A 16,255-nucleotide genomic window follows, 5' to 3' on the forward strand; every position below is an offset into this window, starting at 1 on the left:
TACTGCCTATACGTTCCAATGCTTAAGGCCTCTTTCTTACCCACACTCTATTAATAAGAATATCCTGCATAAATAATTCCCATTGGAACAGATTGTTAATTTTTCCATTCCAACGACACGAAATAAATATCAATATTATTTTTTGATTAGAGTGATGCCTTTGATTATTATAACCATTTAGGGGAAATATATTATTAGCAACATTTCAACAGCATCAATAATTATATAACACAGATAAACTTTTAATATGGATTACAATTACCAATTATCTTATATTTCTTCGGCAGGCAAATTACTGCTCTGCACACTTTGGTAAAAAATTCTATTTTTCAATTACATTAAATTAAAAGGTTAACACGATGAACTATGTAAGTCCTACTTCTAATGAAGTGGTAACAGAAAATAAACCTGACCAAACTTCTCCAACTCCTAATTATTATTTCGCTGTTGGTACAGTAACTTCAGTTCAGGCTGCTCCCGATCAAAACCAATTGCAAGTGACTGTAACCATGCAATTCCCTAACGGCAAATTTAACTATCTGTTATGGTGGAATGCACAGGACTACAGAGGCGCAGCACTGTATCATCTTCTTCTGAACGCTTGTAGTAATAACAAACGTGTAAATATAACTTCTTCATCAGCGGTTTCTCCTGGTGGTTACAATTATATCTACAACGCAACTCTGTTGGCTTCTTAATATAAAGTCATAAATTGCTAAATAGCTGCACCTAATTCCTTATTGTTGCAATAGAAATTAAGTGTAGTATTTCTCTGGTAGAACGAAGCTGATATTGGGTAAAAGCCAAAAGTATTTTCTACCAGAGATTCCCATATCCAGGCAGAATCTTAATCTCAAGGTTCTGCCTGTTCTAATAACACCACTTTAAATTCACGATAATTAATAAATAGTATCTTATTTCAATAATGCTATTTTAATGTCATTAATCTATATAAAATTAATTTAAAAATCATTTAAAATAGAAAACAAAAACCTACAAGAGTAATAAAAAGACAATAATAGAACTAAAATTAATCCTAATAAATCCATTGATCATACATTTAATACACCCAATAAAAACATATTAAAACAATTGTATTAAATCTATTTCTAAATGTTTATATTTTAATTTTTTAGAATTAATTCCCTACCTAATATTACCTATAAAATAGTAAAAACCCATTTTCTTGACAAATATCAATAACACTTACTACTATTTTTAATACTTGAATATCTATACCCTATGGATTTCAAGATGCATCGCGACGGCAAGGGAGCGAATCCCCGGGAGCATAGATAACTATGTGACCGGGGTGAGTGAGTGCAGCCAACAAAGAGGCAACTTGAAAGATAACGGGTATATTTTTCTCTCACTCATTTCTCTTCTAATAGGTGATCAAATGTCAGAAGAAAGCCAACGTATTAAAAAGCCATCCTCAGGTTATGCAACAGATCATTTCTACGATGGAGCATGGCATAGAGCCGTCAAATTTGTTGAGGGCAGTGTTGAATTTTTTGATGTTTACGATGTTATTTTTGAGGGGATTACTTACCAATCTCCACCAATCTTAGTTTCTGAGAACCTCATTATCGTTCCTATAGCAAAAGATGAAGTTGCCTGGAACAGTAAAATAGAAATATATGGTGCTATTGGCAGTGGAGAAAGTGAAAAGATTTTTTCTGACGGTGATGCTACCCGACCTTTTGCCGGTGAACTTGATGTTTCAAATCCTCAGGAACCTCTTGTTATTTTCGGCGGAGGCAACGTTAGTCGTTTTTCCAACTACACAGCCAGTGTCAATGGAGTTGAATATGGTGGTTTGATTACAGATCCAGAAAGGAATTCAATATCCTTATTACGCCCCATTGAAGATGGAAAGCTGATGGTATTTGGTAAAACTGAAACTGGCAAAAATGTCATTGTTTTTGAAATAGAAACTGAAGGTGAAAATAAACCGCTTAATGGATGGGTAGAATTTCATGACGTAGCAACCTGTATTCTATTCAGAAGTGGCGATTTAACAGGATTCGCTAATAGCTATGAACTTCGATATGAAGGAACGTCAACCCGCAGTTATCGAGGTTTATCACCTACACACATTCGTTACGAAAATATTGGGCATCATATTAGAACTGAGGTCGAATTATGGGCTTACTGGCAAGATAAACCTGATGGTGTCTTGTTATTCAAAGGCCGGTATAACGGATCTGCGGTAAAAAAAAGTAGCAAACGTTGCTCTCTAGATGGAAAAAAATAAGTGTAAAACGTGCGCGGCAAAATGCCGCGCCCTAGATTAGGGAGAATATAATCCCACCTAATCTTCCACACAAAGCACATGTTAACGTCAAATCAACCAAAAATCGCCTTAAACCAACCACCCACTTTCATCACAATCAAATCCCACATACGACTGAAAAAGCCACCTTCCTCCACCGCCTCTTTAACCACCAAAGGACGTTGTTCAACCACCTTGTCCCCCAATTGGAAATTAATCACACCGACAACCTGATTTTTCGCCAAAGGCGCTGTCAATGGCATCTGATTTAACGTGTAACTGGCTTTCAAATTTTTGAGCTGCCCACGAGGAATGGTGATCGCCGCATCTTTTTCCACGCCAAGAGCAACATCTGAACGATCGCCATACCAAACCTTTTCTGAAACAAACGGTTCGCTAGCTTTAATGGGCGTCACTGTTTCATAAAAACGGAGTCCCCATGCAAGTAATTTTTCACTTTCGGCGAAACGAACCCGATCACTTGGCGCGCCTAACACAACAGAAATCAGCCGCATAGGTCCCTCTGTCGCTGAAGCAACCAGGTTATAACCGGCGCCGCTGGTATATCCTGTTTTCACACCATCAACATTCATATTCTTATTCCACAACAATCGATTACGGTTAGGCTGTTGGATTCTATTAAAAGTGAATGTTTTCTCTTTATGCAGGGCATACTCATCAGGAACATCACGGATCATGGCCTGACTCAATATCGCCATATCACGAGCAGTACTGAACTGGCCTTCAGCATCCAATCCATGAACCGTGCGAAAATGGGTGTTAGTCAACCCAAGCGCTTTTGCATAATTATTCATCAAACTAACAAATACATCCTGACCACCCGCCACATAATCAGCTAAAGCAATGCTGGCATCATTGCCAGACTGAATAACAACGCCACGATTCAAATCGATCACTTTTACCCTGTCGCCGGGTTTAAGAAACATGAGAGAAGAACCTTTCAGTATGGGATTACCCGTCGCCCAGGCATCCTTTCCCACTGTAACCATATCTTCCGACGTGATTTTTCCCGCTTTTATCGCCTGACCAACAACATAGCTGGTCATAATTTTTGTCAGACTGGCGGGATCAAGCCGCTCATCGGGATTACCCGCCGCCAGAATTTTACCGCTATCATAATCCATTAACACATAAGCTCTAGCATCCACGGGTGGAACGATAGGTTCATCCGATGCATAAACACGAGTACTTACCATTGATGCCGCTGTCAGCACCGCAATAACACATTTCATCGTCATCGCCAGACTTTTCTTCATCATCATCGTTCCCCTTTATTTAATAAGAAAAAATGTCAAATTCTTATTAATATAAAATGTTGTACGACAAGAAACCAACGTAAACAGTGTAAAGATTGTGCTGATCATTGGTTCTCATTTAATCTGATAGAGCATTATTGGTAGCAAGTAAAAAACTTTCTTACTTATCCCGATTCAAGGAGAAGCCCATGCTGACCATTTGGGGCCGTAAAAACTCTTCCAATGTAAAAAAAGTGCTCTGGTGTCTGAAAGAGCTTAATGTGCCGTATAATCAAGTAGATATTGGCGGTAAATTTGGCAAACTGGATGACCCACAATATCTGAAAATGAATCCGAATGGAAAAATCCCTTGTTTACAGGAGGGCGATTTTATTTTGTGGGAATCTAACGCCATTGTTCGTTATCTTGCCGCAAAATTTGGTAAAAATGGACTTTATCCACAAGATCTACAAGAAAGAGCAAATGCAGATAAATGGATGGATTGGGTTGGTTCACATCTGTTTCCCCATATCAGACAACTCATGATCGGTTTCATTCGCACACCGGAAGCAGAACGGGATCAAAAACAAATAGAGCAAACCCTGACTGAAATCGAAAAACTAATGAAAGTGCTCGATAATATCCTGGCAGAACAGAAATATCTTTCTGGCGATAAATTCGGCATGGCTGATATTGTCTTAGGGCCCATGATTTATCCCTGGCTTAATATTCCAATCAAACGTCCATTTCTGCCAAATATTGAACGCTGGTATCAGTTAATGGCAGAAAGACCAGCGTTCAAAGAAATTGTCATGATTGAGTTAAGTTGAAAAAAATCAGCTCATTGGCATCCATCCAGGATCGGGATATTGATATTTAAATCCTAACTCCTGGCAAATACGGCTACCATCAACAATTCTGCTTCCCACCTGAGTTTCCTCTCTGGAAAACTCAGGTGGAACTAAATCAAGCTGATTACTGGCCTTAGGATAAAATTCAGCTTTGGTTGGATGAACAGGCGCGCATAAATTATAAACATGCCCACCTTTAGTCCGCTGAATTAACAAATTAATGGCTGAAATAACATCATCCTGATGAACTAAATTGACCGGCTGATTACCCCCTTTAACTTCCTTTTTTCCCGCCAGAAAACGCCCGGCATGACGACCACTGCCTACCAAACCAGCTAAACGTAATATATCAACGGAAATATTGGGCAGTTTGTGCAACCAATTCTCTAATTCAACCAACGCCTGAGCGGAAGATGTTTCAGGGCAAAAAGGCGCATCTTCATTGAGATTGCCAGCCACAAAACCATAAACAGAAGTAGAACTGGTGAAAATAATCCTTGGCACAGAGTATGAAAGCGCAGTATCGACAATTAACTGAACTGCCCTAACATAGTTATAACCGCCACCCGCAGTGTAGCTTGCCGGTAAAGTGATGACCATCACATCGGCTACCATCAGTTGCTCTAAATCATCAAGCGCGCAATTGATCTGAGGCTCCAGTTGTAACAAATAACATTCGATACCAGACATACGCGCTGCCTCTACACCATCCGGCGTCGTTTTACTGCCAACAACCTGCATACCACTACGACTCAACGCCTTAGCTAATGGCATCCCCAACCAACCCAGACCGATAATGGAAACTTTTTTCATCACCACTCCTTCTATGCCTGATATTATTTTGATTATGCAAACAATTTGAACATTAAGCCACTGTTATTATTGGTACTGTATTTCTCCCATAAAAAACAATTTTTCAAGTAAAAACAAAACATTATTACAATATAAATTTATTGTTAAAAAAATAGATTGCTTTTAGAGCATCAAATCGTATAGGTTGAATAGCGAGCAAAAAATTTAATCTCTGCTGGTTAGTGAGTAAAAAACCGGCAGCAAACAGTCACCAATAGCAACAATAAATAAAGAGAAACCATTATGATCCGCATTCAATTTAGCCATTACCACCATCATCATCCTGATTAGTCTTTCAGGCGGTTGTGTGCTGGAAGACGTTTAGCGGGTCTTCCGGTGGCATGAATGCGATAAAAACCCTCGGAAGAATCCTTCCGAGGGTTTTTTTATGTTTCCGATTTTAAGTGGGGATAAAAATGTTAGATAAATCACGTTTACGTATCGCAATGCAGAAGTCAGGCCGATTAAGCGAAGATTCACGAGAATTACTGGCTCGCTGTGGTATCAAAATCAATCTGCAACAACAACGCCTAATTGCATTCGCAGAAAATATGCCCATTGATATCTTGCGGGTACGTGATGACGATATTCCAGGGTTGGTTATGGATGGCGTCGTCGATCTGGGTATTATCGGTGAAAACGTGCTGGAAGAAGAGCTATTAAGCCGTCGCGCTCAAGGAGAAGATCCACGTTATTTCACCTTACGCCGTCTTGATTTCGGCACCTGCCGCCTTTCACTGGCCGCGCCTCTAGACTACAACTATACCGGCGTCGAATGTTTACAAAATGCCCGTATCGCAACCTCTTACCCTCACCTGTTAAAACGTTATCTCGATCAGAAAAAAATCCACTTTAAATCCTGTCTGCTAAATGGCTCGGTTGAAGTTGCCCCCCGCGCCGGGTTGGCCGATGCCATCTGCGATCTGGTTTCAACTGGCGCAACACTGGAAGCGAATGGTCTGCGGGAAGTAGAAATTATCTATCGTTCCAAGGCCTGTCTTATTCAACGTGATGGTGAAATGCCCGCCGATAAACAGCAACTGATTGAAAAACTGTTGACCCGCATTCAAGGGGTGATTCAGGCCCGTGAATCCAAATACATCATGTTGCACGCACCCAGTGCAAAACTCGAAGAAGTGATTGCTCTGCTGCCCGGGGCAGAACGTCCAACGATTCTACCGCTGGCGGGGGATCAAAACCGCGTTGCCATGCATATGGTAAGCAGCGAAACACTGTTTTGGGAAACGATGGAGAAACTTAAATCCCTTGGCGCCAGCTCCATTTTAGTGTTGCCGATTGAAAAGATGATGGAGTAAACGAAAATGACTCACCGTTTCGATACCTTGATCTATTGGCAGGGATGCCATGATGAACAACAAAACGCTTTACTGACACGTCCTGCTATTTCGGCTTCCGAAGAAATCTCCCGTACCGTGGAGCAAATTCTGCATGCGGTAAAAGAGTATGGCGATCACACTCTGCGTGAATTCAGCCGCCGTTTCGACAAAACGGTTATTAAAAATATCCGTATTTCGCCGGAAGAGATCGCCGCTGCGGAAAACAGCCTGAATGACGACATTAAACAGGCAATGCAACAAGCAATGAATAATATCCGCGTTTTCCACGAAGCGCAGAAGCCTATGAAGATCGAAGTAGAAACCCAACCGGGAGTCCATTGCCAACAAGTAACACGGCCTATTGATTCTGTCGGACTCTATATCCCCGGCGGTTCCGCACCATTACTTTCTACCGTTTTGATGCTCGGAACACCTGCTCAAATAGCGGGTTGTCATAAAGTTGTACTTTGCTCCCCACCGCCGATTGCCAATGAAATTCTCTATGCAGCCACCCTGTGTGGAATTACGGAAATATTCCAGATTGGCGGCGCTCAAGCCATTGCCGCTATGGCATTCGGAACAGAATCCGTACCCAAAGTAGATAAGATTTTTGGCCCAGGCAACGCTTATGTTACCGAAGCCAAAAGACAAGTTAGTCAGCGCGTAGATGGTGCCGCCATTGATATGCCTGCCGGCCCATCGGAACTGCTTATTATCGCCGATGCGGAGGCAAACCCCGTCTTTACGGCTGCCGATTTACTTTCACAAGCAGAACATGGCCCTGACTCACAAGTGATATTAGTTACACCTGATGAAGTATTGGCCAAAAAAGTGATAGCGGAAATCGAAAAACAGCTTATCCGGCTTCCCCGTAATCAAATTGCCGCCAAAGCATTAGCACACAGCCGGATTATTGTGACAACAAGCCTGCAACAGTGTGTGGAAATCAGCAACCGCTATGGCCCAGAGCACCTGATTATCCAAACCCGTCAGCCAGAACAATTGGTTGAAAAAATCACCAGCGCTGGTTCGGTTTTCCTCGGCGACTGGTCGCCGGAATCTGCGGGAGATTACGCCTCAGGAACCAATCACGTATTACCCACTTATGGCTACACTTCAACCTATTCCAGCCTTGGTCTGGCAGATTTCCTAAAACGTATGACGATTCAGCAACTGACGCCGCAAGGGCTACTGAACTTATCTCAGACCATTGAAACACTGGCGCAAGCAGAACAACTGATCGCTCATCAAAACGCTGTCGCTTTACGTGTGGCTGCATTGAACACTGCCGGTAAGGAGTAAATTATGAATAACATTTTTGACGCCAAGCTGTTGGCACGAGAAAATATCCGCAAATTAACCCCTTATATGTCTGCTCGTCGCCTCGGCGGCAATGGCGATGTTTGGTTGAATGCCAATGAATACCCACTAGCACCTGATTTCCAATACACTGGGCAAACATTAAACCGTTATCCTGACTGCCAGCCCGCCTCGGTTATCTGCCGTTATGCAGCCTATGCCGGCTTACAACCTGAGCAAGTGCTAGCCTGCCGTGGTGCTGATGAAGCCATTGAACTTCTAATCCGCGTATTTTGTGAACCCGGACAAGATGTGGTTCTGTTTTGCCCTCCGACTTATGGTATGTACAGTGTCAGCGCTGAAACTTTTGGTGTCGAACAAAAGAAAATTCCCGCACTGGAAAATTGGCAACTGGATATCGAAGCGATCGAAAATAACCTTGATCGAGTAAAATTGATCTATATCTGTAGCCCTAATAACCCAACAGGAAACGCAATTAATCCAGATTCATTACGTAAAATCCTGAAACTGGCCGCCAACCGCGCCATTGTCACCATCGATGAAGCCTATATTGAATTCTGCCCGGAAAATAGTATCGCAAGTTGGCTAAAAAACTATCCAAATTTAGTCATTTTGCGAACCCTCTCGAAAGCTTTTGCTTTAGCTGGTTTGCGTTGTGGATTTACGCTTGCTTCTGTGGATATCATCACGCTGTTGTTAAAAGTGATCGCGCCTTACCCGCTTTCTACTCCCGTTGCGGATATTGCAGCACAAGCACTAACAGCAGAAGGCATCGCCATTATGCAAAAACGTGTTATTGAGACCAGGAAGAACCGCGATTATTTGCAGCAAACCTTGAATAAGTTAGCTATCGTTGAAAAGGTATTTCCCAGTGAAACCAACTATATATTGGTGAAATTCTATGACGCAGAAACTGTTTTCAAAACATTATGGCATCAGGGCATCATCCTGCGCGATCAGCGCAAACAGCCTGGTTTAGAGGGTTGCCTGCGGATCACCATTGGCAGCCGTAAAGAATGCGAGCAGGTGGTTGAAGCCATCAGCACCCTTTCCACTGTAAATAAACAACCAAATGAACAACCAAAGGAGACAACAAGCTGATGAACCAGAAACTCCTTTTTATTGATCGGGATGGTACGCTGATCACTGAACCGCCAACAGATTTTCAGGTTGATCGTCTGGATAAACTGGCACTGGAAACCGAGGTTATTCCTGCTCTGCTTGCCCTGCAAAAATCGGGGTTCAAGCTGATTATGATCACCAATCAGGATGGCCTTGGCACAGAGAGTTTTCCATTAGAACAGTTTGAACCGCCGCATAACCTGATGATGCAGATTTTCAATTCTCAAGGCATCCGTTTTGATGAAGTTTTAATCTGCCCTCACAAACCAGAAGAGAACTGTCATTGCCGTAAGCCAAACATAAAACTGGTGGAAAAATATCTGGCAGAAAGCATGATGGATACCGCTAACAGCTATGTGATTGGTGACCGGGAAACCGATCTGCAACTGGCAAAAAATATGGGCATTCAGGGGTTACGTTATCATCCGAAAAACCTTGGCTGGTCCACCATCAGCGAACGACTAACCCGTCAAGACCGTCACGCTCATGTTCAACGTATCACTAAAGAGACATCCATCAATATTGACGTTTGGCTCGATCATGAAGGCGACAGCGATATCAATACCGGTGTCGGGTTTTTTGACCATATGTTGGATCAGATTGCTACTCACGGCGGCTTCCGCATGCATGTTCAGGTTAAAGGCGATCTCTGTATTGATGATCATCACACTGTTGAGGATACCGGTCTGGCACTGGGGGAAGCATTGAAACTGGCTTTGGGAGATAAACGGGGCATCTGTCGCTTTGGTTTTGTGTTGCCAATGGATGAATGCCTTGCCCGCTGTGCTCTCGATATATCCGGTCGCCCTCATCTGGAATATAAAGCTGAATTCAAACACCAGCGGGTGGGTGATTTAAGTACTGAAATGATTGAGCACTTCTTTCGATCACTCTCTTATGCAATGGCCTGTACACTTCATCTGAAAACGAAAGGCAGCAACGATCATCACAGAGCGGAGAGCCTGTTTAAAGCCTTTGGCCGAACACTACGTCAGGCGATTCGGGTAGAAGGCAATACATTGCCTAGTTCCAAAGGGGTTTTGTGATGAAAGTCGTCATTCTCGATACTGGCTGCGCCAATTTGGCATCGGTAGCTTATGCCATCCGAAAATTAGGCTATCAACCTGAAATCAGTCAGGAAACCGCAACGATTCTGGCAGCAGATAAATTACTTTTGCCTGGCGTCGGCACTGCCAGTGCGGCAATGGATCAATTGCAACAACGGGAACTGATACCGTTAATTAAAGTACTTAGCCAACCTGTGTTAGGTATTTGCCTTGGCATGCAGCTATTCGCCGCCACCAGCGAAGAAAGCGATAATGTTACAGGTGATAATGTCACCTTACTCGAAATTATTGATTCTCCCGTGCAAAAAATGACTACTCATGGACTGCTATTGCCACACATGGGCTGGAATCAAGTTCTGCCAAAAGCCGGACACCCGCTATTCCGTGGTATTGAAGACAATGCCTATTTTTATTTTGTCCATAGCTACGCGATCCCGCTGAATACCGACACCATTGCGCAAACCGAATATGGCAATACTTTCAGCAGCGCAATCGCCAAAGACAACTTCTTTGGCGTGCAGTTTCACCCTGAACGTTCCGGTGCTGCCGGAGCCAGACTATTAAAGAATTTTCTGGAGATGTAGGCACAATGATTATACCCGCATTAGATTTGATTGATGGCAAAGTAGTACGGTTACATCAGGGGGATTATGCTCAGCAACGGGATTATCAACACGATCCTCTGTCCCACTTTCAACAATATGAACAACAGGGAGCAAAACGGCTTCATCTGGTCGATCTGACCGGCGCTAAAGATCCATCCGCCCGCCAGATTCCTTTACTACGCAAATTACTTGCCGCAGTTTCTATACCTGTTCAAGTTGGCGGCGGCATCCGTACAGAAGAAGATGTGAAAACATTGCTTGATGCAGGCGCCAACCGGATAGTGATCGGCTCTATCGCCATAAAGCAACCGGCGCTAGTTACCCAATGGTTTAAACGTTATGGTGCGGAAAATATTGTGCTGGCGCTGGATGTCCGCATTAATGATACAGGCATGAAACAGGTTGCCATCAATGGCTGGCGGGAGAATTCCTCCGTCACTCTGGAACAGGTTATTGAGCAATATCTGCCTTGCGGGTTGAAATATGTCCTGTGTACAGATATCTCCCGCGATGGCACGCTAAATGGCTCCAATGTCGAATTATATCGGGCAATTTGCCAATGCTATCCACAAATCGCGTTTCAGGCGTCGGGTGGCATCGGCACGTTAAATGATATCGCCTCTCTACCTGCCAGCGGTGTAGCCGGGGTTATTATTGGTCGCGCATTACTTGATGGGAAATTCACCCTGACGGAGGCAATTCAATGCTGGCAAAACGCATAATTCCTTGCCTTGATGTTCGTGACGGGCAAGTGGTTAAAGGCATTCAATTTCGTCATCACGAAATTATCGGTGATATTGTGCCGCTCGCTCAACGTTATGCAAAGGAAGGCGCAGATGAACTGGTTTTCTACGATATTACTGCCTCATCGGATGGACGGGTAGTTGATAAAAGTTGGGTCGCCAAAGTTGCGGAAGTAATCGACATTCCTTTCTGCGTTGCCGGAGGGATTAAAACCGTCGAAGACGCGGGGCAAATTCTCTCATTTGGGGCAGATAAAATCTCTATCAACTCCCCTGCACTGGCCGATCCAACCTTAATTACCCGTCTGGCCGACCGTTATGGCGTTCAATGCATTGTCGTAGGGATTGACACTTGGTTTGATGAAGGTACGGGTCGCTATCAAGTTTATCAGTTTACCGGTGACGAAAAACGCACAACAGCCACCCAATGGCAAACCCTCAATTGGGTAAAAGAAGCGCAACGACGTGGCGCAGGTGAAATCGTACTCAATATGATGAATCAGGATGGTGTCCGCAATGGCTACGATCTGACTCAACTAAAACAGGTACGCGACGTTTGTCATGTTCCTCTCATTGCCTCTGGCGGCGCAGGCGCGCCAGAACACTTTCTTGATGCCTTTAAACAGGCAAATGTCGATGGCGCACTCGCAGCATCTGTATTTCATAAACAGATTATTAATATTGGTGAATTAAAACAGTACCTTTCACAACACGGCGTGGAGATAAGAACTTGCTGACCGCACAACAAATCGAAAAACTGGATTGGGAAAAAGTCGCTTATATGATGCCGGTTATTGTGCAACATGCTATATCCGGTGATGTTCTCATGATGGGCTATATGAATAAAGAAGCACTGGATGTCACTATCAGTTCAGGCAAAATTACTTTCTTTTCCCGCAGTAAACAACGTCTGTGGACCAAGGGTGAAAGCTCCGGCCATTTTCTTAATTTGGTCAACATCTATCCTGATTGTGACAATGACGTTCTGTTAGCACTCGCTGACCCAATCGGCCCTACCTGCCATTTTGGTACACACAGTTGCTTTGCTTCGGCACAAACTGAATGGGGATTTCTCTATCAGCTTGAACAATTGCTGGCAAGTCGCAAAACAGCCGACCCCGACAACTCATACACCGCAAAGTTATATGCCAGCGGTACTAAACGAATCGCTCAGAAAGTAGGTGAAGAAGGGTTGGAAACTGCTTTAGCCGCAGCAGTTAATAATAGAGAAGAGCTAACGAATGAAGCAGCAGACCTGATGTATCATTTGATGGTTTTACTACAGGATCAAGAGCTGGATCTTAGCTGTGTTATTCGTCGATTACGGGAAAGATGAGGCAGATGTCAGATGTCAGATTAATTTCAGATCCTTATCTCATCAACACGGTTGATTTTCCATTTACACCAGCGTCACCATTGAAAAACAACTTCGTCTGAAAATAGTTGATTTGAAAATCAGCTATCTTCAGATGCAACCCATTATAGGTTTGTAGGGAGGTAATCGATTCTGCATTAAATTAAAAAGATAGGAATTTGAACGAAAAGCCTTGATACGGATTAGCGTATAGGGTTGAGAGGCGATTTTGTATTACCCAGTGGAATTGATAATTTCTATTATATTATGCGTTTGATTTGGGTAAATTAACGGATACTTGGAGTATACCCTATGGATTTCAAGATGCATCGCGACGGCAAGGGAGCGAATCCCCGGGAGCATAGATAACTATGTGACCGGGGTGAGTGAGTGCAGCCAACAAAGAGGCAACTTGAAAGATGACGGGTATAAATATAAATAGTTTAGTCGTATTGATATTACAATAGTTCATCCTAATTTTTCTATTTTTAATCATAGTTACTCCCTATAAATCTAATCAATTATCATTTAAATTGAATTCTGGTAATTAATCTTAACTTTGAACTCTGAATAAAAAATTGAACTAAACACTTGTTCCAATATAAAAACTTTCGACCAAGAAAAACCAATTTTATTTGGAAAACATATTTGTACGATATTAGTATAAAATGGCACTGGGATAACATCAAAAGTGATATATATGCAAATTACTACCTACATGATGGAAATACAAATACCTTTAATTATAAAAAATAAACTTACACTATTGATTTAGGTAAACGTTTTGCCATTTCCAAGTACAATAATCTGCGTCTGTTCAAATCAGATTAATCGTGATGAGGATTACATTTGTTACAGCAAATAATTAGATGTGATTGACTGTCTATACCCTATGGATTTCAAGATGCATCGCGACGGCAAGGGAGCGAATCCCCGGGAGCATAGATAACTATGTGACCGGGGTGAGTGAGCGCAGCCAACAAAGAGACAACTTGAAAGATAACGGGTATAAAACGTGAACTCAACACCAAGAGATAATAAGATGAATAATAAATACAAATTAATTTTTTTGGCGATTAGTAGTGCCCTGTTAGCCGGATGTGTCGTTAAACCCGGTCATGATAAAGCAGATACTATTGATGTTCGTATCTTAGCGATGAATGATTTTCACGGTGCGCTGAAAACACCAAATCCCAACAAACCCGGCGGCATTGAACATATGTCCACGCTAATCAAGGAACTAAAGAAAGAGAAACCTAACAATATTGTCGTTGGCGCTGGTGATATGATCGGCGCAAGCCCATTACTCTCTTCAATGTTCCATGACGAGCCAACGATTGAAACGCTATCCAAAGTAGGTTTGGAAGCAACTGCTGTTGGCAATCATGAGTTTGATAAAGGTAAGGATGAACTGCTGCGTAAACAGAATGGCGGCTGTCATCCTGTGACTGGCTGTCAGGGGCCAAAGCCATTTCCGGGGGCGAAATTTCAGTATCTGGCAGCAAATGTCACCGTCAATCAAACGGGTAAGACACTATTTCCTGCATATATCATTAAAAAATTTGAAGGCATTCCGATGGCTTTCATTGGCCTGACTCTGGAAAATACTCCAGAGATCGTGACGCCAAGCGGAACCGAAGGTTTGAGCTTCGCTAACGAAGTTAAAACCATTAATACTTTAGTACCTGAGCTACAAAAACAAGGTGTTAAAGCAATAGGCATTCTGATTCATGAAGGTGCTGAACAAAAAAGTGATGGCAAACCGATTGATGTGAATGCCTGCAATACTTTAACCGGTGAAGTGTTGGATATTGTTAATCAATTGGATAAGGAGATTGATTTCGTTATTACTGGTCACACGCATCAGGCATATAACTGTGTGATTAATGGTAAGCCAGTCACCTCTGCACAGGCTAATGGCGCGTTAATAACTAACCTGGATCTAAAACTGAACAAATCCACTAAGGATATTATGGATTTTAAAGCGGAAAATATTTGGGTTGATAACCGTAAATATGAAAAAGATCCAGAAGTGACTAAGATGCTGGATATATATGAGAAAATAGCCGCTCCATTGGCAAACCAGGTCATTGGTAAGTTAGATAGCAATCTGAATAGGAAAACTAATCGTGCTGGTGAATCTTCACTGGGTAAAGTAATTGCAGATGCACATTTGTATACTGCTGCTCCTAAAGAAAGTGGCGGCGCCCAAATTGCATTTATAAACAGCGGCGGTATTCGTGCTGACATGACCAATGGTAAAGTAACTTACAATGCTATCTACGCTGTTCAGCCATTCTCTAATGTATTATTAACCAAGACACTAACGGGTGAACAAATTAAACGTCTGCTGGAACAGCAATGGGATCGTTCACGTTCGCAAATCTTGGCGGTTTCTCATAGTTTTGAATATCAGTGGGATAGCGCCAAACCTGTAGGTAATCGTGTTATTACCCGCTCAATGAAAATCAACGGTGAACCTATTGAATTAAATGGAACATACCGTGTGGTTGCTAACGAATTTTTAGCGACAGGGGGAGATAACTTCTCTGTATTTAACGAGGGTATTGATCCCGTATATAGCGTGCCAGATGTTGACGCTGTAATGAAATATTTCGCTGAAAAATCTCCTATTGCTTATCCTAAACAAGATCGCATCATTAATGTGAACGAAGAATAATTAACAACCTATTTCGTTGGGTTATTTTATTAATCACGCCCGACGAAATAGGTACAAATACATACGGTTTTGTCTATTTTGTCTCTCCTGCAATCACGATCCACAGCCCTTTTCCAGTAAATGACAGTCAAGATAATAAGCAGGTTGCATCTACGGTAATGTTTTATAAGTAAATAATAATGTAGCTAGCAATAACATGTGCTCTATTTCACAGTGCTTAAACCTAATGCCTTTACAAATTTAAAGGTCTATATATTATTATTGTAGGCAGGTAAATTTATAGCGTCAGTTTAGGTTTATAAAAGCATTGTGTAATTATAATATTATTGCAGTAATTTAATATTTCACAATGAAAAAATAAAACTTTTAACTGTATTTAGGTGATGATTATCGTATTCACATTTTTAAATTTAATGATGATAATCCTATGCACATTGATGCCACATTTGTTCCTATGTCGCCTGGGAAACTATTAATTAACCCGAAAAAGGTGTTAAAAGTTCCTGAGCTGTTTAAAGGATGGGATGTGCTGCATGCGCCTGAACCGGTTATTCCTGACAACCATCCTCTGTATATGACCAGTAAATGGATCAACATGAATATTTTAATGCTGGATGAGAAGCGGGTGATTGTTGAAAAGCAGGATGAACCTATGATCGCTGCAATGAAACGTTGGGGCTTTACTCCGATCCCATGTAATTTCAGGAACTTTAACTCTTTCGGCGGCTCCTTCCATTGTGCAACAGTGAATGTAAGGCGGCGCGGAAGTTTACAATCTTATCTTGACTAGGAG

Annotated in this window: 16 protein-coding genes and 1 other annotated feature; of the genes, 14 read left to right on the top strand and 2 right to left on the bottom strand. The window is 42.2% G+C overall.

Annotation, left to right across the window (positions count from 1 at the left end):
- Nucleotides 1–359 precede the first annotated feature (359 nt).
- Both TI10_RS11060 and TI10_RS11065 read left to right on the top strand, forming a co-directional pair.
- Nucleotides 360–698 (top strand): hypothetical protein, encoded by a 339-nt coding sequence (locus TI10_RS11060; RefSeq protein ID WP_049583413.1) that lies wholly within the window; start codon nucleotides 360–362, stop codon nucleotides 696–698.
- Between the two features lie 701 nt (nucleotides 699–1,399).
- Complete coding sequence (locus TI10_RS11065) at nucleotides 1,400–2,257, top strand: hypothetical protein (protein ID WP_049583414.1); 858 nt, start codon at nucleotides 1,400–1,402, stop codon at nucleotides 2,255–2,257.
- Nucleotides 2,258–2,349: 92 nt separating this feature from the next.
- On the opposite strand, the gene TI10_RS11070 is transcribed toward TI10_RS11065, so the two are convergent.
- Nucleotides 2,350–3,555 (bottom strand): serine hydrolase, encoded by a 1,206-nt coding sequence (locus TI10_RS11070; RefSeq protein ID WP_162202264.1) that lies wholly within the window; start codon nucleotides 3,553–3,555, stop codon nucleotides 2,350–2,352.
- A 185-nt stretch (nucleotides 3,556–3,740) separates the two neighbouring features.
- On the opposite strand from TI10_RS11070, the gene TI10_RS11075 reads away from it, so the two are divergent.
- A complete protein-coding gene (locus TI10_RS11075) occupies nucleotides 3,741–4,361 on the top strand; it encodes a glutathione S-transferase family protein (protein WP_049583416.1) in 621 nt (206 codons plus the stop codon).
- A gap of 6 nt (nucleotides 4,362–4,367) precedes the next feature.
- Here TI10_RS11075 and TI10_RS11080 read toward each other — a convergent pair whose 3' ends face one another.
- Complete coding sequence (locus TI10_RS11080; protein WP_049583417.1) at nucleotides 4,368–5,195, bottom strand: SDR family oxidoreductase; 828 nt, start codon at nucleotides 5,193–5,195, stop codon at nucleotides 4,368–4,370.
- Between the two features lie 282 nt (nucleotides 5,196–5,477).
- On the opposite strand from TI10_RS11080, the gene hisL reads away from it, so the two are divergent.
- From hisL to TI10_RS11130, 11 genes are all read left to right on the top strand, one after another.
- Nucleotides 5,478–5,525: a his operon leader peptide gene (hisL, locus tag TI10_RS26635; protein ID WP_109791964.1), complete on the top strand. Its 48-nt coding sequence runs from the start codon at nucleotides 5,478–5,480 to the stop codon at nucleotides 5,523–5,525.
- Nucleotides 5,501–5,624 (top strand) — a sequence feature (His leader region). Its footprint overlaps the gene before it by 25 nt.
- Nucleotides 5,625–5,650: 26 nt before the next feature.
- Nucleotides 5,651–6,550 carry an ATP phosphoribosyltransferase gene (gene hisG / locus TI10_RS11085; RefSeq protein ID WP_049583418.1) on the top strand — a complete coding sequence of 300 codons (900 nt, stop codon included), beginning with the start codon at nucleotides 5,651–5,653 and terminating at the stop codon, nucleotides 6,548–6,550.
- Between the two features lie 6 nt (nucleotides 6,551–6,556).
- Nucleotides 6,557–7,873, top strand: a complete 1,317-nt coding sequence (hisD, locus tag TI10_RS11090) for a histidinol dehydrogenase (RefSeq protein ID WP_049583419.1) — start codon at nucleotides 6,557–6,559, stop codon at nucleotides 7,871–7,873.
- 3 nt (nucleotides 7,874–7,876) lie between these two features.
- Nucleotides 7,877–8,992: a histidinol-phosphate transaminase gene (gene hisC, locus TI10_RS11095; RefSeq protein WP_049583420.1), complete on the top strand. Its 1,116-nt coding sequence runs from the start codon at nucleotides 7,877–7,879 to the stop codon at nucleotides 8,990–8,992.
- Nucleotides 8,992–10,059 carry a bifunctional histidinol-phosphatase/imidazoleglycerol-phosphate dehydratase HisB gene (gene hisB, locus TI10_RS11100; RefSeq protein WP_049583421.1) on the top strand — a complete coding sequence of 356 codons (1,068 nt, stop codon included), beginning with the start codon at nucleotides 8,992–8,994 and terminating at the stop codon, nucleotides 10,057–10,059. The genes hisC and hisB overlap by 1 nt, the downstream gene beginning before the upstream one ends.
- Nucleotides 10,059–10,664 carry an imidazole glycerol phosphate synthase subunit HisH gene (gene hisH, locus TI10_RS11105; RefSeq protein ID WP_049583422.1) on the top strand — a complete coding sequence of 202 codons (606 nt, stop codon included), beginning with the start codon at nucleotides 10,059–10,061 and terminating at the stop codon, nucleotides 10,662–10,664. The genes hisB and hisH overlap by 1 nt, the downstream gene beginning before the upstream one ends.
- Before the next feature lie 5 nt (nucleotides 10,665–10,669).
- On the top strand, nucleotides 10,670–11,407 hold the full coding sequence (gene hisA, locus TI10_RS11110; RefSeq protein ID WP_049583424.1) for a 1-(5-phosphoribosyl)-5-[(5-phosphoribosylamino)methylideneamino]imidazole-4-carboxamide isomerase: 738 nt from the start codon (nucleotides 10,670–10,672) through the stop codon (nucleotides 11,405–11,407).
- Nucleotides 11,389–12,165: an imidazole glycerol phosphate synthase subunit HisF gene (hisF, locus tag TI10_RS11115; protein ID WP_049583425.1), complete on the top strand. Its 777-nt coding sequence runs from the start codon at nucleotides 11,389–11,391 to the stop codon at nucleotides 12,163–12,165. The genes hisA and hisF overlap by 19 nt, the downstream gene beginning before the upstream one ends.
- Complete coding sequence (gene hisIE / locus TI10_RS11120; protein ID WP_049583426.1) at nucleotides 12,159–12,764, top strand: bifunctional phosphoribosyl-AMP cyclohydrolase/phosphoribosyl-ATP diphosphatase HisIE; 606 nt, start codon at nucleotides 12,159–12,161, stop codon at nucleotides 12,762–12,764. The genes hisF and hisIE overlap by 7 nt, the downstream gene beginning before the upstream one ends.
- Before the next feature lie 1,060 nt (nucleotides 12,765–13,824).
- Nucleotides 13,825–15,462 (top strand): bifunctional metallophosphatase/5'-nucleotidase, encoded by a 1,638-nt coding sequence (locus tag TI10_RS11125; RefSeq protein WP_049583427.1) that lies wholly within the window; start codon nucleotides 13,825–13,827, stop codon nucleotides 15,460–15,462.
- Between the two features lie 427 nt (nucleotides 15,463–15,889).
- Nucleotides 15,890–16,252, top strand: coding sequence for a hypothetical protein (locus TI10_RS11130; RefSeq protein WP_244161575.1), 363 nt, complete (start codon nucleotides 15,890–15,892; stop codon nucleotides 16,250–16,252).
- Nucleotides 16,253–16,255 lie beyond the last annotated feature (3 nt).

The organism is Photorhabdus luminescens subsp. luminescens (assembly GCF_001083805.1).
GTDB lineage: Bacteria > Pseudomonadota > Gammaproteobacteria > Enterobacterales > Enterobacteriaceae > Photorhabdus > Photorhabdus luminescens.